11 protein-coding genes are annotated in these 20,986 nt (G+C 63.8%); 9 read left to right on the forward strand and 2 right to left on the reverse strand.

Features of this window, described 5'->3' with window-relative positions; all coding sequences use genetic code 11:
- Nucleotides 1-154 precede the first annotated feature (154 nt).
- The gene (locus F3N42_RS08420; RefSeq protein ID WP_150863987.1) at nucleotides 155-961 is read right to left on the reverse strand and encodes an undecaprenyl-diphosphate phosphatase; all 807 of its coding nucleotides are present in this window, start codon (nucleotides 959-961) and stop codon (nucleotides 155-157) included.
- 17 nt (nucleotides 962-978) lie between these two features.
- Nucleotides 979-2,076, reverse strand: coding sequence for a PQQ-dependent sugar dehydrogenase (locus tag F3N42_RS08425; protein WP_150863988.1), 1,098 nt, complete (start codon nucleotides 2,074-2,076; stop codon nucleotides 979-981).
- Between the two features lie 304 nt (nucleotides 2,077-2,380).
- Between F3N42_RS08425 and F3N42_RS08430 the strand changes: the two genes are divergently transcribed.
- From F3N42_RS08430 to F3N42_RS08470, 9 genes are read left to right on the forward strand one after another with little or no spacing between them, the layout of a single operon-like run.
- Nucleotides 2,381-4,612, forward strand: coding sequence for a tetratricopeptide repeat protein (locus tag F3N42_RS08430; RefSeq protein ID WP_150863989.1), 2,232 nt, complete (start codon nucleotides 2,381-2,383; stop codon nucleotides 4,610-4,612).
- Complete coding sequence (locus F3N42_RS08435) at nucleotides 4,609-6,687, forward strand: tetratricopeptide repeat protein (protein WP_150863990.1); 2,079 nt, start codon at nucleotides 4,609-4,611, stop codon at nucleotides 6,685-6,687. The genes F3N42_RS08430 and F3N42_RS08435 overlap by 4 nt, the downstream gene beginning before the upstream one ends.
- Nucleotides 6,684-8,489 carry a hypothetical protein gene (locus tag F3N42_RS08440; RefSeq protein ID WP_150863991.1) on the forward strand — a complete coding sequence of 602 codons (1,806 nt, stop codon included), beginning with the start codon at nucleotides 6,684-6,686 and terminating at the stop codon, nucleotides 8,487-8,489. Before F3N42_RS08435 ends, F3N42_RS08440 begins: the two co-directional genes overlap by 4 nt.
- Nucleotides 8,490-8,504: 15 nt before the next feature.
- The gene (locus F3N42_RS08445) at nucleotides 8,505-10,607 is read left to right on the forward strand and encodes a tetratricopeptide repeat protein (RefSeq protein ID WP_150863992.1); all 2,103 of its coding nucleotides are present in this window, start codon (nucleotides 8,505-8,507) and stop codon (nucleotides 10,605-10,607) included.
- The gene (locus tag F3N42_RS08450; RefSeq protein ID WP_150863993.1) at nucleotides 10,604-12,775 is read left to right on the forward strand and encodes a hypothetical protein; all 2,172 of its coding nucleotides are present in this window, start codon (nucleotides 10,604-10,606) and stop codon (nucleotides 12,773-12,775) included. Before F3N42_RS08445 ends, F3N42_RS08450 begins: the two co-directional genes overlap by 4 nt.
- Nucleotides 12,772-15,021, forward strand: coding sequence for a hypothetical protein (locus tag F3N42_RS08455; RefSeq protein WP_150863994.1), 2,250 nt, complete (start codon nucleotides 12,772-12,774; stop codon nucleotides 15,019-15,021). The genes F3N42_RS08450 and F3N42_RS08455 overlap by 4 nt, the downstream gene beginning before the upstream one ends.
- Nucleotides 15,022-15,034: 13 nt before the next feature.
- Nucleotides 15,035-17,290 (forward strand): hypothetical protein, encoded by a 2,256-nt coding sequence (locus tag F3N42_RS08460; protein ID WP_150863995.1) that lies wholly within the window; start codon nucleotides 15,035-15,037, stop codon nucleotides 17,288-17,290.
- A gap of 19 nt (nucleotides 17,291-17,309) precedes the next feature.
- Nucleotides 17,310-19,106: a tetratricopeptide repeat protein gene (locus F3N42_RS08465; RefSeq protein ID WP_150863996.1), complete on the forward strand. Its 1,797-nt coding sequence runs from the start codon at nucleotides 17,310-17,312 to the stop codon at nucleotides 19,104-19,106.
- A 1-nt stretch (nucleotide 19,107) separates the two neighbouring features.
- Nucleotides 19,108-20,982 (forward strand): hypothetical protein, encoded by a 1,875-nt coding sequence (locus tag F3N42_RS08470; RefSeq protein ID WP_150863997.1) that lies wholly within the window; start codon nucleotides 19,108-19,110, stop codon nucleotides 20,980-20,982.
- Nucleotides 20,983-20,986: the final 4 nt, after the last annotated feature.

Raw genomic sequence — 20,986 nt, forward strand, 5'->3', positions numbered from 1 at the left:
TTCGCACCGGGGTCGCGTGTTTCTCGAACTTAGCAGCCTGTTTTGACCTTTTAGCGACAGTTTTTCGCTCATGCGGCCGTGCCGGAATGACACCACGCCAGCCATCGAGCCAGGGAGCGCACCATCATGGCACGGCCATGGAATATTTGCACTATTACGGTGCGCTGTAGATGACAGCCAGCAGTGCGACACCCAGAACAAGGCGGTAAATCACGAATGGCGTCAGCCCAACGCGCTCAAGAAGGGCAAGAAACACGGAGATGCAGGCCCAACCCGCGGCCGCAGACAGTATGACGGTGGCCCAGAACGCCCCCCAGGGCACCTTCACCGCGCCGCTGGCGATTTCCCATGCACCAAAAAGGCCCGCCGCGGCAATCACGGGGATCGACAGCAGGAAGGAGAAGCGTGCTGCGGACAGGGCGTCGAACCCCAGCGCCCGCGCCATGGTAATGGTGATGCCCGAACGCGACACCCCGGGCACCAGCGCCAGGACCTGGGCGACGCCGATGGCCAGGCCAGGGCGCAGGCCCAGCTGTTCGATCGCCTTGTTGGCGGGTGCGAAGCGGTCGGCGATCCAAAGCAGGACCCCGAAAATGAGGGTGGTGGCCGCGACCACGCGGATATCACGAAGATAGGTGGAGACCGCGTCAAAGGCCAGCGCGCCCACCAGCAGCACGGGCAGGCAGGCGGTCAACAGCGTCAGCGCCAGTCGACGGTCCTGTTGCACACGCTCACCCGGGCCGGCGCCGAACACGGCGGCCGCCATGCGCAGCAGGTCCCTGTGAAACCAGGCCACCACGGCCAGCAGCGTGCCCAGGTGGGCGGCCACGTCCAGCACCAGCCCCTGGTCCTCCCATCCCGCAAGCTGGCCGACCAGCACCAGGTGCGCGGAACTCGATACGGGCAGGAACTCGGTCAGGCCCTGGACAATGGCCAGGACCACGACCTGTAACGCGGTCATGAAGTCACTGTCAGCATTCAGCCATCGTAGGTAATGCGGTAGATCACGTCGGCCTGGTCATCGGCGACCAGCAGCGCGCCATCGGGCATGACCAGCACGTCATTCGGGCGGCCCCAGCTTTCCTCGCCCTGCAGCCAGCCCCTGGCGAACACTTCCTGGCCGGTGACGTTGCCGTCGTCGTCGAACATCACGCGCTTCAGGCGGTAACCGATTTTCTCGCTGCGGTTCCACGACCCGTGTTCGGCGATGATCAAGTCGCCGGTGTAGTCGGCCGGGAAGTTGTCGCCGGTGTAAAACGCCAGGCCCAGCGGGGCCACGTGAGGGCCCAGCTCCATCACCGGTGCAACGTAGTCCGCGCAGGCATGGCCTTCACCGAACTCGGGGTCGATAACACCTTCGGCGTGGCAGTACGGGTAGCCGAAATGCATGCCCGGCTGCGGCGCATGGTTCAGTTCGCAGTCCGGGATGTCGTCGCCCATCATGTCGCGGCCGTTATCGGTGAACCACAGCTCGCCGGTATCCGGGTGAAACGCCAGGCCGACGCTGTTGCGCACACCGTGGGCGTAAGTGGTCATCTCACCGCTTTCGAGATCGAGTGTACGAATCTCGGCAAAGCCGTCTTCCTCGCAGATATTGCACGGCGCCCCCACCGGGATGAACAGGCGGCCGTCCGGCGCGAAGCGCAGGTACTTCCAGCCGTGGTGTGACTTGTCCGGCAGCGCGTCGGTCACGACCACCGGTTCCGGCGGGTTGTCGAGGCGATTCTCGATATCGTCGTAACGCAGGATCCGGTTCACGGCACCCACGTAGAGTGCGCCGTCGCGGAATTCGAGCCCGGACGGCATGTTCAGGTCTTCTGCAATCAGCACCACCCGGTCGGCGACCTGGTCACCGTCGTCATCGACGATGGCATGCACCTTGCCTTCGCGGCGCGAGCCGGAAAACAGTACGCCGTTGTCGCCGCGGGCAAGCTGGCGCGCACCCTCGACGTTCTCGGCAAACACAGTGATGTTGAAACCTTCGGGCAACTCGAGCAGGTCGAGCCGGACCTCGGCGGTGGCGGCCTGGACCAGGCCGGCGCCGAGCATGAATAGGATCAGTGATTTTGCGTTCATGCCGGAATGGTACAACAAGCCGGCGCACCATCACGCAGCCACGCCTTCCAGCTCGCCCCGCCGCTTTAGACGCGATTTAGACTGCCAACCAATCAGCACGTAAATCAACTATTTGCGCCCCCGGGCGTACTGGAAATTAGTTATAGTGGAGCCCTGTCGCGAGGGCGACATTCATGCATGCACGAGGCAACTAGAGGAACCGGCCAGACACCGCCATCCAATGAAAACAACAGGCCCGGCGCAACCCATTGATTGGCGTGGATAATTGCCCGGGCAGTCGTTCATCGAGGGGCAGAAACGACGCATGGCACTCCTGGAGGAGTTAAAGCGCAGGAACGTATTCCGCGTGGGCATCGCCTACGCGGTCGGTGCATGGCTGTTGCTCCAGTTCACCGAAGTCCTGTCCGAACTGCTCGATCTCCCGCCTGAAATCGGCCCCATCGTCGTCACCCTGGTGGCCATCGGCTTCCCAATTGCACTGTTCTTCGCCTGGGCCTTCGAGTTGACGCCGGAGGGCATCAAGCGCGAATCGGAAGTGACGCGGGAAACCTCGATCACCCGCCAGACCGGCCGCAAGCTGGACCGCGCCATCATCGGCATGCTGGTCCTGGTTGCCGCCTACTTCATCTGGGAATCCCGGTTCGCAGAGCGTTCGGAACCGCAATCAATACCCGTTGCCGACGAAGGTGCGCCAACGGCACCCGACACACCGCCGCCTGCGGGCGCCAGCGCGGCACCGGCCACCCAGCCCAATTCCATCGCGGTGCTGCCGTTCGATAACCGCAGCCGCGTCGCAGACGACGAGTTCTTCGTCGACGGCATCCACGATGACCTGCTGACCAACCTGGCGCGCATCGGTGGCCTCAAGGTCATTTCACGAACATCCGTGGCGGGTTACCGCGGTACCGCAAAGCGTATTCCGGAAATTGCCAGGGAACTGGGGGTCGCCACGGTGATGGAGGGCGCCGTTCAGCGTTCCGGCGACACGGTTCGCATCAACGTGCAGCTGATCGACGCGGCCACGGATGAGCACCTGTGGGCGGAAATCTTCGACCGCCAGCTGACTGCTGACAACCTGTTCGCCATACAGACCGAGATCTCCGAGCGTATCGCCGGGGCGTTACAGGCCGAGCTCTCTCCGGCAGAGACCCAGCGCCTGGAAACCCGCCCGACTAACGACCTGGCGGCCTACAACGCCTATCTTCGGGGCCGCCAGCTGATGCGTAGCCGGCGCTCGGATGACCTGGCGGCGGCGCTTGAAGAGTTTCGCCGCGCGACAACGCTCGACCCGGAATTCGCACTCGCGTGGGTGGGCGTGGCGGATTCGGCGAACCTGTCCAAGTCATACGGCACCCTGGCGTTTACTGAAGCCGTGGACATCCAGAAAGATGCCTCCGCCCGGGCGCTCAACCTTGACCCAGAGCTGGGCGAAGCCCACTTGGCTAGGGCCTCACTGCTTGAAGACATAGGTGAGGACCCACAAGCCGATTATGAGCGCGCAATAGAACTGAGCCCCGGCTATGCCACGGCCTACCACTGGTACGCCATCTGGCTGGACGACCACACTGAACGGATACCCGAGGCCACCCGGATGCTGGAACGGGCCCTGGAGCTCGACCCTCTATCCTCCATCATTCGGCGGGCCTACGCCGGCACACTCACCCAGGCCGGACGGTACGAAGACGCGCAGCGACAGCTTGATGAGTTGCTCACCATGGACCCGGAATTCGTGCCGGCCATTGGTGGACAGGCTCTACTCCAGGGCATCGCCGGTGACATCGACGAACGCATCCTGACGTTGCGCCGCATCATTGAGCTCGACCCGAACAATCTCGGCATGTATCTCGGACTACTGTGGTCGTATATCGATATTGGCCAGTACGAAGCCATTGCAGACCTGAGGGCACAGATGGTCGAAATCGACGAGGACAGCCTCAACGTGGCCTGGCTCGACGCCATTCGCACCATGGGCAACGGCAACCCGGCCGGTGCGCTGGAGCAGATCAAGTGGATTGGCAGCCAGATGGGTGAACCGCCATTCATCAGGCAGATCGAGGCCATGCTGCACGCCCAGCAGGGAGATCCACAAGCCACCCGCGCCGCATTTGATGCCTACAGCAGCGATTACTTCAGCCGCGAGACATGGCGTGGGCCGATCACCCGAAATCCACAGGACGCATGCATCGCGGGCTGGTCGATGCTGCATACCGGCGACACGGCGCTCGGCCAGGAACTGATCGAGGCGACCATCACGTTTGTCGAAGACGAGTTGCCGGAATACGTTGACCATGCAGCCAATTGGGGTATCGAATGGTGCTACGTCATCCGTGGCGACCTCGATTCGGCGTTGCAGGTGGTCGAGACACGGTTCCGGCATGGGCATTTTCAATTCTGGCACATGTACCACCGATTTCCGTTAATGGCGCCGCTGGTCCGCGAACCCCGGTTCGCGGAACTTGACCGCCGGGTCGAAGCCATTTTGACCGATCAACGTGAGCACCTCGCCCAAATTGACGCCGAGGATGCCGGTCCGTGAGCCTGGTCGCTGAACTCAAACGCCGCAACGTCTTCAAGGTCGCCATCGCCTATGCCGTCACGGCCTGGGTGCTGCTGCAGGCCACCGAGGTGGTCTCCGACATTCTTGAGTTGCCGGCCTGGGCGCCGAAACTGATCCTGCTGATCCTGGTGGTCGGGTTCGTGCCCGCACTGATCATCGCCTGGGCCTTCGAGCTGACGCCGGATGGCGTCAAGCTGGAAAGCGAAGTCGACCGGTCGCAATCGGTGACCCGCAAAACCGGCCGTAAACTCGACTTCATCATCATGGCCCTGCTGGGACTGTCACTGGCCTACTTCATCTGGGAATCCCGCTTTAAGCAGGCGGCTGATATGGAGGTCGCCAACCCCACCCCCGTGACACAAGGCACGCCGGCGGAACCGGCGGAACCGGTTCGCCAGGTGCCAACGGAACGGGCAGAAGCCAACCGCAACTCCATCGCCGTGCTGCCGTTCGCCAATCGCAGCGCTGAAGCCGCCGATGCCTATTTCACCGATGGCATTCATGACGACCTGCTCACCCAGCTGTCCAAGATCGGCGAGTTCAGCGTCATCTCTCGCACGTCGGTCATGGAATACCGCGACACCACCAAGAACCTGCGGGACATCGCCGGCGAACTGGATGTCGCCCACATCATGGAAGGCGCCGTGCAACGCGCCGGCAACCGGGTTCGTATCAATGTCCAGTTAATTGACGCGACCACCGACGAACACCTGTGGGCGGAAATCTACGACCGCGAACTGACCACCGACAACCTGTTCGACATCCAGTCCGAGATTGCCATCGCCATTGCCGGCGCACTGAGCGCGACGCTGACCGACCGCGAACTCGCCGCCATGTCGGAGGCACCGACTGCAAACGTGGCAGCCTACGAACTCTACTTGCAGGCACGGCAACTGGGTTTCGAGCAGGACCAGCTCAGCAACCAGACGGCGCTGGAACTGGCGCACGAGGCGCTGCGGCTCGACCCGGAGTTCAAACTGGCCTGGGTGACCCTGGCCGAAGCGCAGCTGACCCGGTACTGGTGGTACTCCGGTGGCGACCCTGAAATGCGAGGCATGGCCCGGGAGTCCATCAACAGGGCGCGCGCCCTCGACGATGACTTTCCGGAGTTGTTCATGGCCGAAGGACTCTACTGGTACTGGGGCCACCTGGATTACGAACGCGCCATTTACAACTTCGGCCAGGCGATTGAGCGCGCGCCCAACGACGCCGCCGCTTACTACCGTCTAGCCTGGGCATCGCGTCGGGGCGACCAGTGGGAACAAACGGTCGACGCCTATCGCCAGGGCTTGCGCCTGGACCCGCGGATCGCCCATTACTGGGGCGACTACGGCCTGACGCTGACACTGCTCCACCGCTATGACGAGGCAATGGCCGCCCACGCCAGGGCGCGCGCACTGGAGCCGGACAGCCATCTCCTGCGAGCGCTCGAGGCATTGACGGTTTTGCAAGCCACCGGGAACACTGAAGCGGCGATTGGCCTGTCAACCGGCGCCCAGCACACCACCGAATGGGACAACATCGACACCTATATTGCCGTACGACTGGCCGCCGACCGTTTTGAAGAGGCGTTGGCGACCATCCAGAAAATGGATGCACGGATGGAAGTGCAGCGCCAACTGATCGCGCTACGAGAAGACCAGGCCGCTCAGGTTTACCACTTCATGGGTGATTTCGAAGCGTCCAGCGCCGCAGCCGACGCGGCCTGGTTTCGACTGCAAGGCCTGCGCGAAACGCTGGGCGAGGATTACCGGATACTGCTGGCGGAAGCCCGTGTTTCGGCCTTGCGGGGTGAAGTCGGCGAGCCATTACAACGCCGGGTGACCGGCGCATTGGACGCACAACCCCCGGACGGCGTTGAAAGCAAACGCGTCGCCCTGGAAGCGGCCCGGATCTATGCCATGGCGGACATGGGTGATGATGCGGTCAGTCTGCTCGAGCCCCTGTTTCAGCCACCCAGCCTGGTGTCGGTTCACACCGTCGGCACGGACCCGGCCTTCGATGGCATCCGTGAATCGCCGGCGTTCATCGCGATGATGGAGCGGGTCCAATGAGCCTGCTCGGCAAGATGAAAGACCGCAACGTGTTCCGCGTGGGCATGGTCTATATCGTCGCTGCCTGGGTGCTGGTCCAGATGATGGACATCATCCTTGACGACATGGCGGCGCCGGACTGGATCCTGCAGTTCGTCGTGTTCCTGTGTTTCGCCGGGTTCCCGCTCGCGCTGTGGCTGGCGTGGACGTTCGCGCTGACGCCGGACGGTCTGCGGATGGAAAAACACGTGGATCGGCGGCAATGGGCTGAGCAACCCGCGACGAGCAAACTGGACTACGTGATCGTTGCGCTGCTGGCCGCGGTCATTGGCCTGGTGGCACTGGAGCGGTTCATGCCGAAAGCCGTGCCGACGCCCGCCGCGGTCGTCGTCGATACACCTGCACCTGTCTCCGAAGCCGAGCCAGTCGAGATACTGGACAACTCGATCGCGGTGCTGCCGTTCGACAACCTCAGCGATGACGCGAGCCAGGGCTACTTCTCCGACGGCCTGGCCGATGAAATCCTCAATGCACTGGTCAAGGTGGACGGCCTGGCGGTTGCCTCCAGAACGTCATCTTTCGCACTCAAGGGGGATACCCGCAGCATCCAGCAGATCGCGCGGGCCCTGCGCGTGGCTAACGTACTCGAAGGCAGCGTCCGCAAGGTCGGCGACCGGTTGCGCGTGACCGCGCAGCTGATTGACGCCGAAACCGACGTGCACCTGTGGTCGGACAGCTACGACCGCGACTTGACCGATATTTTCCAGGTACAGGAAGAAATCGCCAATGCCATCGTCGCCGCGCTGACGGTGGAGTTGGGCCAGGAACTGCAGTCAGTCAGCATTGCCCGGGGCACCGCCAGCATCGACGCCTATGACCTGTACCTTCGCGGCCGGGAACTGTTCATCGTCCGCGAAAACCTGCCGCAGAGCTGGGAGCTGCTGCAGCAGGTGACGCACCTTGACCCTGAATTCGCCCGCGCCTGGGAAACGCTGGCCGCGGTGCACTCCGTGGCCACCTCGTGGTTCCCCGGCGACGGCATTGACCACGAGTCGCTGGCGCTCGCGGCCGCGCGCCGCGCACTGGAACTGGACCCCGGGCTGTCGATGCCGCACGCCGTCATCGGCATGAAACATGAGGTGACCGGCGCCGGCTACGCGGGCGCGATCGCCAGCCTGGACACGGCCATCGCCAACGACCCGAACAACGCCACCGCCTTTCTCTGGCGCGGCATTACCCTGAAAGACATGGGCTACGCGCAGCGCGCCCTGGCCGATTTTGACGCCTGCCTGGCCGTCGACCCGGCCTACCTGAACTGCCAGCAGTACCGCGCCAGCACCCTGATGACGCTGGGCCGGGTGAGCGAAGGCGTGCAGCAGTTCGAGGCCACGCTGCCCTACAACTTTCACTCCGAGTCGGACGTATTTGTCAGCTACTACGTGAAAACCAGACAACTGAACATGGCCTACCTGGTGGCCTCCCTGGCATTGCGCCTCCCCTACGCACCCATTCGCGACTGGATCGCCGTGATCGAGAATCCGGACGCCGACCATTCGGCCGGCCTGGCCCGCTTCGAGGATTGGGGTGCCGCCAACAACATCACGGTCTGCGACATGGATACTCTGGCTGTCGATTTCGGCCAGGTGCAGTGCTACACGACCATCAAGACGGCCCGCATGATGTGGGAACCGGCGGCCATCGAGTTCCGCCGCTCGCCGGGCTTCACCGAATGGGTCGACACCCACTTGATCGATTTCTGGCGTGAGCAAGGCTTTCCGGAGCAGTGCCGCGAATCCGGCGATGGAGGTTATGCCTGTGACTGACCGGAGTACCCGGCCATGAGCCTGTTTGTCGAGCTCAAACGCCGCAATGTTTTCAAGGTGAGCATCGCCTACGCGGTGGTGGCCTGGCTGGTCATGCAGGTGGCCGACGTGGTCTTCGACGCCATCGGCACGCCGCCGTGGGTGATGCAGACGCTGTTGGTGATCCTGGCCATCGGCCTGCTGTTCGCCATTTTCTTCGCCTGGGCCTTCGAGATCACCCCCGAGGGCCTGAAGCGCGAAAAGGATGTCGATCGCAGCCAGTCGATCACCGGCCGGACCGGCCGCAAGCTCGATTTCGCCATCATCGGGCTACTGGTCGTGGCGCTGGCGTACTTCATCTACGAGTCGCGTTTCATGGACCGCGCCGCAGAAGCGCCGACCGGCGCCCAGGCAACGGACACCGCAACCACCGGGAGCGATCCTGTCGCCAGCGCGGCAACCGCCGAGCCGGCCATCGACGCCAGTTCAATCGCCGTGCTGCCCTTCGCCAACCGCAGCCAGCGCGAAGATGACCTGTTTTTCACCGACGGCATTCACGACGACCTGCTCACGCAACTGGCCAAGATCGGCGGCCTGAAAGTCATCTCGCGCACATCGGTGATGCAGTACAAGGACACGCAGAAGCCGATACCGGAAATCGCGCAGGAGCTTCGTGTCGGCACCATCCTGGAAGGCGGCGTGCAGCGCGCCGGCAACCGCATCCGCATCAACGCCCAGCTGATCGACGTGACCCACGACCAGCACCTGTGGGCCGAGACGTTTGACCGCGAGATGTCGGTGGAGAACATCTTCGAGATCCAGTCGGAAATCACCCGCCAGATCGTCGCGGCGGTGCGCGGCGAACTGACCGAGGAAGAGCAGCGCGACCTGGGGCAGCTGCCCACGGACAACATGGCCGCCTACGAGGCCTACCTGAAGGCGCAGGCGGCGCTGCACCGGCCGGACTACGTTGTCGATAACTACATCGAGGCCGGGCACTGGGCCCGGCAGGCCGTGGACCTGGATCCCCGCTTTGCCCAGGCCTGGGCCATCCTGGTGGAAACCAACGGCCAGTCCATCTGGATGGGCCAGGACAGCAGCCCGGCACGTTTCGAAGCCGCGCGCGAGGCGCTGGAGAACGCCGAGCGGCTGGGCCCGGGCCTGGCCGAAACCGTTGCCGCCCGGGCCGAATACCAGTACCGGGTTGAGCAGGATTTCCAGGCCGCCGCGCAGACCTATGCGCGCGCACTGGCCATGCGCCCGGGCGACGCGGAACTGCTGTTCCGGCTGGCGGTCGCCAAGCGCCGGACCCCCGACGTGGAAGGCGCCCTGGAGGCCATGCGCCGCGCCATCGAACTGGATCCCAACAATGCCCGAGTGCCCACCCTGCTGGTGGAAACCCTGGGCAACATGGCGCGGTTCGAGGAGGCCGAGCCAATGGCCAGGGACTTGATCTTCCGGGCGCCGGACGCCCAGGATGCCAGGGCCACCCTCGCGGCCATCGAGATGTACAGCGGCCGGATCACCGAGGCGCGGGCAACGCTGGAACAGGTTTTGCCCAACGCCGGCGCCACTTACTACTTCGCACTGACAGAGCTGCCCTATTACGAGAACGACTTCGAAAAGGCCGTCGCGACCTGGAACTCGGCGCTGGTTCAACGCGCGGTGAACAGCCGCGGGTTCATGGGCCACGATTACGTTGGCCGGGCCTGGGCCTGGCGCCTGCTGGGCCAGCACGAAACGGCGGTCTCCGAGGCCCGAAAGGGCATCGACGTGCTGCGGGCGCTGGAACCCACCGGCACCAACCACGACGCCTTCGAAATGACCACCCTGGCCGAACTCTACGCCCTGGCGGGCGATCACGAAGCGGCGCTCGCGGCATCCGCGCGAGCCGTGGCCCTGATGCCGAAAGAGCAGGATTTCCTGTATGGCAGCTTCATGGCCCAGGCGCGTGTCGGCACACTGGCCCTGGCCGGTAATCGCGAGCAGGCTCTGGCCGAACTCGAGCAGGTACTCAACTCTCCCTACCGCCCTGACAACCGGGCGATCTGGAACGACCCCCGCTGGGACTTCATGAAAGACGACCCGCGTTTCCGCGCGCTGGTCGCGCCCGATGATGCAATGGATGTAAGCCTATGAGCCTGGTTGAAGAACTCAAACGCCGCAACGTGTTCCGCGTGGGCATCGCCTACGTGGTCGTGGCCTGGCTGGTCATGCAGGTGGCCGACGTGGTGTTCGACGCGATCGGCTCACCGGACTGGGTGATGAAGACGCTGCTGGTGGTGCTGGCCATCGGCCTGGTGTTCGCAATCATCTTCGCCTGGGCGTTCGAACTCACACCCGAGGGCATCAAGCGTGAGCACGAGGTCAACCGGGAGACCTCGATCACCCGTACCACCGGCCGCAAGCTGGACCGCGTCATCATCGGCGTACTGGTCCTGGCGCTGGGCTATTTCGCCTGGGACAAGTTCCTGGGGGGTGACACACCCGTCACGGCCGACGACGCCGCGACACCATCAACACCGGAAAACACGACCCCGACCGAGCTCGACGAGTCCATTGCCGTACTGCCCTTCGTCAACATGAGCGCAAACGCCGAGAACGAATATTTCTCAGACGGCCTGTCAGAAGAGCTCCTGAACCTGCTGGCCAAGGTCGACGGCCTGAAGGTGGCCGCGCGCACGTCCTCGTTCAAATTCAAGGGCGCAGAAGCGGATATCAATGAGATCGGCCAGGCATTGAACGTGGCCACCGTGCTGGAGGGCTCGGTGCGCCGCTCCGGCAACCAGGCACGCATCACTGCGCAGCTGATCAAGGTCGACGACGGCTTCCACCTGTGGTCAGAAACCTACGACCGTGAGCTGGACAATATCTTCGAGGTGCAGGACGAAATCGCCCGTGCCATCGTCGATGCGCTGAAGCTGCCCCTGCTGGGTGAGGACGAATCCGCGGTGGCCCACCAGTCAGCCAGCTTCGAGGCCTACGACCTCTACCTGCTCGGCCGCCACCACTTGCGCGAGCTCAACGCGGATGGGTTCGCCAAGGCCACCGACTACTTCAAGCGCGCGGTCGAACTCGACCCGCAGTTCGCGCCGGCCTGGGCCCGGCTGGGTGAAGCCTACATGGGCTCCTCGGACTACGGCAGCCTGCCGCTGGAGGACGCCATCGCGCTCGCAACGCCGGCCATTGACCAGGCCCTGTCACTGGACCCCGCCCTGGCCGAGGCCAGGATGGCAAAGAGCCTGCTGGACAGTTACCGCGGTGAGTTCGTTGACGCCCTGGCCGTGGCCGAGGCGGTGCTGGCCGAAGACCCCGACAACATCGACGCCATCCACGCCGTGGCCAGCCTGGTCGGCGAGTCCGACCCGGCACGCCAGGTCGAACTGGCCGCCGCGGCGATGAGCGTCGACCCCCTGTCCGAACTGTCCCGCGACATGGCCGTCCGGGCGGCAACCATCGAAGGCGGCTACGACGCCGCCCAGGCGTTGCTGTCCGATTGGATTTCTAGGGAGCCGGACAACCCCGGCCTGTACGAGTCCTGGGTGACCGTTGCCCGCTGGTACGCCAGGATGGATATCGCTATTGAGCAGGCCCGGCGCGTTCATGAGCTGCGTGACGGCGATGTCATGCCCGCCGCCCTGCTGGTCATGATGCACCTCCGGATCGAAGACCCGGATGGCGCGGCGTACTGGCTGGAACAGGCCAGGTCGCGTGGCCCGGATTCCCGCTGGGCCACCTGGTCGGCGCGATACTTCCAGGAATACCAGGGCGAAATGGAAACCCTGGTCACCGAGATCGGCGCGATGGTGGGATCCGGAGAGGCGCTCAGCCCCGACCACCTGACCCTCTATGGCGAAACGTTGATCCGGTTGGGCCGGAATGAAGAAGCACGACGGGTGCTCTCTGAGGCCCTGCAGAAGGCCGGCGGACGACCGGACCAGCCACCCAGGACGGGTGAAGTGCGGTCGCTGTCCCTGTTGGCTAACATTTCTCCCGAGGGCCCGGAACGCCAGGCCCTGATCGACCGCGTTCGGCTGGGCATTGATCACTTCCTGGCCAACTTCTCCGATATGCCGTTCAGCCATGTTCACGCCGCCCGCCTCGCCGCGCTCACTGGAGACCGGCCGGGGTTGTTCGCAGCGCTAGACCGGGCAATTGAGCTCGGCGAGACCGGGGCGACCTGGACTGAAACCGATCCGATTTTCGCCGCCTGGCGCGATGAACCGCAGTTCCGCGAAGTCCTCGCCCGCATGCGCCAGAACGCCGCGCGCCAAAGGGACAGCCTGGCCGCCGGAGACGCGTTATGAGCTTTTTCGCGGAACTGAAAAGAAGAAACGTCATCCGGGTGGCGCTCGCCTACCTGCTGATCGCCTGGGTGTTGCTGCAGGCCGCGGACTTCGCCCTCGACCTGATCGACGCCCCCAACTGGGTGATCCAGGCCCTGTTCATGCTGGCCGCCCTGGGGCTGCCCGCCGTGTTGGTGTTCAGCTGGGTGTTCGAAATGACGCCGGAGGGCCTGAAACGCGAGCACGAAGTCGATCGTACACAGTCGATCACGCCGCAGACCGGCCAGAAGCTGAACCGCGTCATCATCGGCGCGCTGACACTGGCGGTGGCCTACCTGCTGGTGGACAAGATGGTGTTGCAGGACCGTGCTGTCGCACCTGCGGAACCGGTTGCGGCGACAACCGCCGAGCCCGTTGAAGAAGCGCCCGCCGTACCGGACAAGCCCTCCGTCGCGGTCCTGCCCTTCGTCAACATGTCCGGCAGTGAAGACAACGAGTACTTTTCCGACGGCCTGACCGAAACCCTGCTGCACATGCTGGCGCAGTTGCCCGACCTGCAGGTTGCCGCCCGAACCTCGTCGTTCGCCTTCAAGGGCCAGAACGCGAGTGTCGGTGAAATCGCCACCGCACTGGGCGTGGCGCACATTCTCGAGGGCAGCGTACAGCGTGCCGGCGACAAGGTGCGCGTGACCGCGCAGCTGATCAAGGCCGACGACGGCTTCCACCTTTGGTCGGAGACCTACGACCGCGACCTGGTTGACATCTTCGCCATCCAGGACGAGATCGCCACTGATGTCGCCAGCGCGCTGGACGCCTCGCTGCTGGGCAACGAGCACCCGGACCTGCACGGCGTGGAAACCACTGACCTCGCCGCCTACGACCTGTACCTGAAAGGCCTTCAGCAACAGGCGATCTATTCATACGGCAGCCTCGACGAAGCGGAAAGGCACTTCAAGCAGGCCCTGGCCCGCGATCCGGAGTTCACCGACGCGCGCCTGGCGCTGGTGCGCAACTACCTGCTGAAGTTCCGCACCGGCCAGATCGATGTCACGGAGGAGCGCCGCCACGTCGAACCCCTGCTCGCGCAGATCCGTACCAGCGACCCCGACAGCCGCCTGGCGCGCGCCTACGAACTTCACCTCGAAATCTACGACTGGAGCAACAACACTTCGAAAGATGAGGTCATGACGCGGATCGAAGAGCAACGGGCGTTGCTGCCGCTGATCCCCACCGATTCGTTCATCCGTACCGAAAACGCCGGCGCGCTCAGCTTCTTTGAGCACTACGAAGAGGCCCTGCAGGTGCTCGAGGCCGGGTTAATGCTCGACCCGTTGGATCCGGCTATCAATGCGCAGATTGGGGGCATCTACCTGAACACGGACAACCTGGAGAAGGCGCGGGTGGCGTTTGAAAAGGCGCGCGACCTGGCACCGGAAAACCCGAATTCCTACGGCAACCTGGCCGAACTGGAGCGACAGGAGAACAACCTGCCCGCCGCACTGGACCATCTGAGGATATCGGCCGAACTCGACCCCGAAGACCATGAAATCCAGGCCGTCATCGCGGAAATCCTTTTCGCACTCGAATTGCCCGAGGAAGGCGCCCGCTGGGCCGCACGCGCCCAGGTCCTGGGCCCCGGAACGCCGATCACGCGCAGAATACAGCTTGAAGAGGCCTTCGCCCGAGGCGAAACCGACCGTGCCATCGCACTGGCGCAATCGATGATCGTCGACCAGGTACCCAATCGCTATGGTTCGTTCTTCGTCGCGGCCGTGACCTACGCGGACCTGATGATGCGCGAAGGGCGTTCCCGGGAAGCCTACGAGTTTCTCATGGCGACCCGCCCGGACATCGCCGATTTCAGCGCCACGGGACTCGACTTCCAGGGCCGGGTCATGCGCCAGTTCGCCATCCAGCTAATGTCGGGTTTCGACACCTTCGAAAATCGCCAAACGGCATGGAACGCGCACTCCGAAGCCATGGAGGCCACCGGCTTCGACTGGCTGGACGAAGACAGCGGCTCGCTGACACTGGACTTGCTGATCAACGGCAGGACCGACGAAGCGGTCGCACAGTTCCTCGAACATCGACTGGATGAACCGGTCGCCCAGAACCTCTACCGCCACCGCAAGTGGATGCCGGACATGAACGCCCCGCTGTACGCCGACCCGCGGGTCGAGGCGGCGCTGGCGGAACGGTCGCGTGAAGTCGCCGCAGTCCGGGCGGAGGTTCAGGAAATGCTGTTGCAGCCGGAGTGGAACCTGTGACCGGAGCCCAGACATGAGCCTGTTCGCCGAACTCAAACGCCGCAACGTTTTCCGGGTGGGCATCGCCTACCTGATCGTGGCCTGGCTGGTTATCCAGGTGGCCGATGTCATGATCGACAACATCGGCGCGCCGGACTGGTTGTTCAGCGGCATCCTGCTGGTGCTGGCGATCGGGTTTGCGCTCGCACTGGTGTTCGCATGGGCTTTTGAACTGACGCCGGAAGGCATCAAGCGCGAACACCAGGTGGATCGCTCGCAGTCGATCACACCGCAGACCGGGCAGAAGCTGAATTTCCTGATTATCGGTGGGCTGTCACTGGCCGTGGTCTACCTGCTGGTGGACAAGCTGGTGCTGCAGGACCGAGCTGACGCCCCGGCACAGGCGGTCGAATCCACGGCGCCGGCCAATGACGCAGCCAGCACCGACGTAACCGAGGTGCCCGACAAGCCGTCCGTCGCCGTGCTGCCCTTCGTTAACATGTCGGACGACAAGGCGAATGAATATTTCTCCGACGGCCTGACCGAGACGCTGCTGCACATGCTGGCACAGCTGCCCGACCTGCAGGTGCCGGCCAGGACCTCGTCGTTCGCTTTCAAGGGCCAGAACACCAGCGTCAGCGAGATCGCCGCGGTGCTGGGCGTTGCACATATCCTGGAGGGCAGCGTGCAGCGCGCCGGTGACCGGGTGCGCGTCACGGCCCAGTTGATTCGCGCCGAGGACGGCTACCACGTCTGGTCGCAAAGCTACACGCGGCCGCTGGACGATATCTTTGCCATCCAGGACGAAATCGCCACTGACGTGGCCCGCTCCCTGGACGCCTCGCTGCTGGGCAGCGACGAAATGCTGCACGGGGTCGAAACGCAAAACACCGCGGCGTACGACATCTACCTTCAGGCGCTGGAACAGCAGGCACTGGGCACCTACGCCAGCCTGCCCCTGGCCGAATCGCTGTTCAAGAAGGCCCTGGCCCAGGACCCGGATTTCATCGACGCCAAGCTGGGGCTGGTGAGGAACTACCTGGGCAAGGCATTCACCGGGCTGATCGATACCGACCAGGCCTGGCTGCTCTCAGAACCCTTGCTGGGGCAGGTCCTGGTGGCGCAACCCAACCACCCTGTCGCGCAACTGATGGAAAACAGCTTTACGCTCTTGCCGGATAACAGCAACTCGAGCCCCGACGACTTTGTCGGAGCGCTCAACCGTATTCGTGACCTGTTGCCACTGGCGCCAACGGAAAGCCGGCTTCGTGCCAACACGGCGATGATGGCCCACTTTTTTATCAGCGACGATCGCACACCGCTGGCCCTGCTGGATGCAGGACTCAGGATCGACCCGCTGGAGCCAGAGCTCCTGAATGCCAAGGGTTTCGTCCTGCGCGAACAGCGGCGTTTTGAAGAAGCCGACCTCTGGTTCATGAAGGCTTACGAACAGGCGCCTGACGATCCCAACATCCGAGGAAACATCGCCCAGCTCAAGGCCGATACCGGCGACATCAAGGGTGAACTGGAGTGGCTGCGCCTGGCCAGCGAATCCGACCCGCACGACCACGAACTGGCGGCCATGCTGGCGTCACGGTTCTATGACCTGGACATGGCAGAGGAAGGCGACCGTTGGACCAACCGCGTCCTTTCGCTGGCGCCGCGATCGCCGATGGGCCGCAAGGTCGAACTCGAACGGGCCAGGGCGCACGGTGACGACGCTCTCGCACTCACGCTGGCCCGGTCAATGCTCGAAGATGACATCGATTTTCGCCACGGCTCCTTTTCCAGCGCCGTGTTCGGTTACGTGGAACTGATGACCGATGCCGGAAAAGCGCGTGAAGGGTTCGATGAACTCAGCGCACTTCGCCCCGGGGCAATGGCCTTTGATGGCCAACCGGGCAGCCTGACCGACGGGCTTGTCATCATGGCGGCGCTGGAGTGGTTGCCGCTGATTTTCGAACCCGAAGACGTCAACCGCATGTGGCAGAACGCCCGTGTTTCGCTTGACCATGCGCTTCCACGCTGGGTTGAGAATCCGATCGCCAAGCTGTGGATTGCCCGGTACGAGGAAGATCCGCAGTCAGCGCAGTCTGTCGTCCTCGATGAGCTGATCCCACGCCCGCCCGGCAGGAACCTCGGCCTGCCTGACCTGCTCGCTCGTCCGGTCATGCAGCCCGTGTTCGAAGATCCGGAAGTGCAGGCCGCCCTGGCACAGCTGGAGCGGGAGGCCGATGCGTTGCGCGGCGAAGTCCGCGAAATGCTGCTGCAACCGGAATGGAACCCATGACCGCCAACCGTGACCGGCGATGAACTTTCTCGCCGAACTCAAGCGCCGTAACGTATTCCGCGCGGGTATCGCCTACGTACTGATGGGATGGGTCCTGCTGCAGGGCGCCGACTTCGTTCTTGACCTGATCGGGGCACCTGAGTGGGTGATCCGGGCGCTCGCCGTGGTCATCGTGGTTGGCCTGCCGATTACGCTGTTTTTCGCCTGGGCGTTCGAAATGACGCCGGAAGGCCTGAAACGTGATCACGAGGTCGACCGGTCGCAGTCCATCACGCCGCAGACCGGCCGCAAACTGGACCGCGCCATTATCGCGTTCCTTGCCGTGGCGCTGTTGCTGGTGCTGGCTGAACGATTCTTCCTGGCGGAGCCCGCGCCCGTGCCCGAACAGGTGACAGAAGCCACGTCGGAGGAAGAAGCCGGGCCACCACCGGACACCGGCACGTCGCTGGCCGTCCTCGCCTTCGAGAACATGTCGCCAGACCCCGAAAACGAGTTTTTCGCCGACGGCATTTCGGAGGAGATTCTCAACGTGCTTTCCGGTCTCGAGGACCTGCGGGTGATCGCGCGTACGTCGGCTTTTTCGTTCAAGGGTTCGGGCGCCACAGTCGCGGAGATTGCCGGCAAGCTGGACGTCAGCCACGTCCTGGAAGGCAGCGTGCGGCGGGCCGGCAATCGCGTACGGGTCACCGCCCAGCTGATCGAAACGAACGGCGAATCACACCTCTGGTCCGAGACCTACGACCGCGATTTGGACGACATCTTCGCCGTGCAGGACGAGATCGCCCGCGCCATTACCCGAGAATTGCAGCTGCAACTCACCCCCGAGCAGGAAAATCTTCTGGTGGCGCAGCCCACGGACAACCTGGAGGCCTATAACAAGTACCTGCAGGGCCGCCAGTTGTGGCACAGCCGCGGCCCACAGAACCTGCAGGCGGCCGCCATCCTGTTGCAGGACGCGGTCGAACTCGACCCGGGCTTCGCCGAGGCCTGGGCCGCGCTGGCCGATACCTGGTTGCTGATCCCGGAATATTCCCCGACCCGCACACTGGAGACCATCCCGCCTGCCCGTGACGCCGTCAATCGGGCGCTGGAATTGAAACCCGGCATGCCCCAGGCCCTGACAACCCGGGCCTACATCCGGTTCATGTACGACTTCGACTGGGACAACGCGGCGCGGGACTTCGAGCGGGCCATCGAACTCGATCCCGACTACCCCACGGCACAGCAGTGGTATGGCGAGTACCTGGCGGTCCGAAACCGGGATACCGACGCGGCCCTGGCGCAGTTTCGCAAGGCCGCCCAGATGGATCCTCTGGCGCCGGTGATGTGGAACGTGTCCGGGTGGGTCGCCGCGCAGGCGGGCAGACTGGAGGAGAGCAACCGGTATTACGAGCGCACCCTCGAGATCGAACCCGGATTCCTGGCGACCTATGCCAACCTGACCCTTAACTATATCCAGCTGGGTGAATATGAACACGCCCGCGAGATGTGGGTGCGCGCAGCGGCCCTGGGTGAATTCGACACCGAAGACGGCTTCAATCTTATCGAAGCCATGCATGATCCCACGGCCAGGCAGGCCTACATCGAAGGCCTCGCGACCAACCCCAACTGGCGCAGCGGCGCGGTCGATCGTGCGTTCGTGTACATGCTGCTGGGCGAAGAGGAGCGGGCCATGGCGGACCTTGAGCGCGGTCTCGAAGTGGGTGACCCCTACGCCGCGCACGCCAACCGCATGACGATCTACGACCCGCTTCGCGACGATCCGCGCTTCCAGGCGTACCTGGCGAAAATGAACCTGTGGCCCCCAGAGGATTGAGGTGAGCCTGTTCAACGAGCTCAAGCGGCGCAATGTCATCCGTGTCGCCATCGCATACCTGCTACTGGGCTGGGTCGTGCTGCAGGGCGCAGACTTCGCCCTCGACCTGATCGGCGCGCCGGACTGGGTGATTCGTGCGCTGGCAATTGTCGCCCTGGTCGGCCTGCCGTTCGCACTGGCCTTTTCCTGGGCCTTCGAAATGACGCCGGAGGGCATCAAGCGCGAAGCCGAGGTCAATCGCGATGAATCCATCGCGCCGGCGACCGGCCAGAAGCTGAACGGCATGATCATCGCGCTGCTGGTACTGGCGGTGGCGCTGCTTTTGATCGACCGATACCGCGCACCACGGATTGAACAACCGATCACTGGAAAACCCTCGGTATCGCCCGATAGTGTGTCGCCGGACATCTCGACCGACACGGCGGCACCGGGGAATTCGGTCGCGGTACTGCCATTCCGCGCCATGTCCAGCGGCGAGGACGACGAGTATTTCGCCGACGGGCTGACCGAGGAGATCCTGAACTCGCTGGCCCAGGTGCCCGGCCTGTCGGTCACATCGCGTACCTCGGCGTTTTACTTTAAGGACAAGGACCTGCCTATTCGGGATATTGCCGAGCGGCTCAACGTGAAACACGTGGTCGAGGGGTCCGTACGCCGCTCCGGGGATCGCCTCCGCGTCACAGCACAGCTCATTCGGGCCGACGACGACACCCACCTGTGGTCGAATACCTACGACCGCACGGACGCCGATGCCATCGCCGTGCAGGAAGACATCGCGCAACGAATCGCCGAAACCCTGAACGTATTTCTCGATGAGAATACGCTGGCGCAAATGCGCCGGGCGGGCATTCGCGACGTCCACGCTTTCATCGAGTACGCGCGCGGCGTGAAGATGCAGCACGCCGCGCACGGCAGCGATGCCCAACTGGAAGAGCTGGCGCAGGCCAACACGCACCTGGCCGCCGCGGTGGAAGCCGCGCCGGGTTTCGCCCGGGCCTGGCAGGATTACTCTGACTATTACACCCACGTACTGATCGACAGCGCCATTGGTGAGCTGTCACCGAAACCGACGGACGACGAACTGCAAGCTGCATACGCGGAGACGCAACGAGCCTTCCAGCAGGCCGCCCGCCACGCCACCAATCCCGGCGCACGCGCCGCTGCGGAACTGGATCTCGCCATCATCCGGGGCGAATCCGGCAACTGGCGACCGCTGCTCGAAACAGCGCTCGCCTCCGAGACCTGCATCGAGCTCATCTGGGCTCACCTGATCGCCTACCTGCCCGAATTTTCCGACCAGTTCGGCACGTTGCTCGAGCGCCTGATTCAGTGCGACCCGATGGCATCCGATAACTGGGGCGAACTGGCTGACAATCTCATCAGCCAGGGACAGCCTGCGCGCGCACTCGAACGTCTCGATGCCGCATTCGTCGTCGGTGACGAATTTCTGAATCTGTCCCGGATCAACGCTTTGGTGGCCCTGGGAGAGTTCGAAACCGCCGAATCGGTGGCCGCCATCGACCTGGCTAATGAGGGCAGTCGCTACAAGGCGCGGATGGAAATCGCCGCGGCCCGGGGCGACCTTGAGGGCGTACTGGCCAGCGGCGACGCCCTGGCACGCGAGCAGCTCATGAACGAATACCTGGCCCTGTTGCAGGCCGCCTGGACCGGGGATCGCGACACCGCCAACGCGATCGCTGGGCGAATCGACGCGCAACCCCTGGGTCACATGGCCCTGATGGTCAGCATGCTCTGGTGCCAATGCGGCGCTCCATTCGATCTGGACGCCGCACCCCGCTTCGCGGATATGTGGCGCCAAGCCGAGTTTCCCTGGCCACTGCCGGCCGCCATCGACTTTCCAATGAAGGAGTGGTGACCGA

It is taken from the genome of Marinihelvus fidelis (assembly GCF_008725655.1).
GTDB lineage: Bacteria > Pseudomonadota > Gammaproteobacteria > Xanthomonadales > SZUA-36 > Marinihelvus > Marinihelvus fidelis.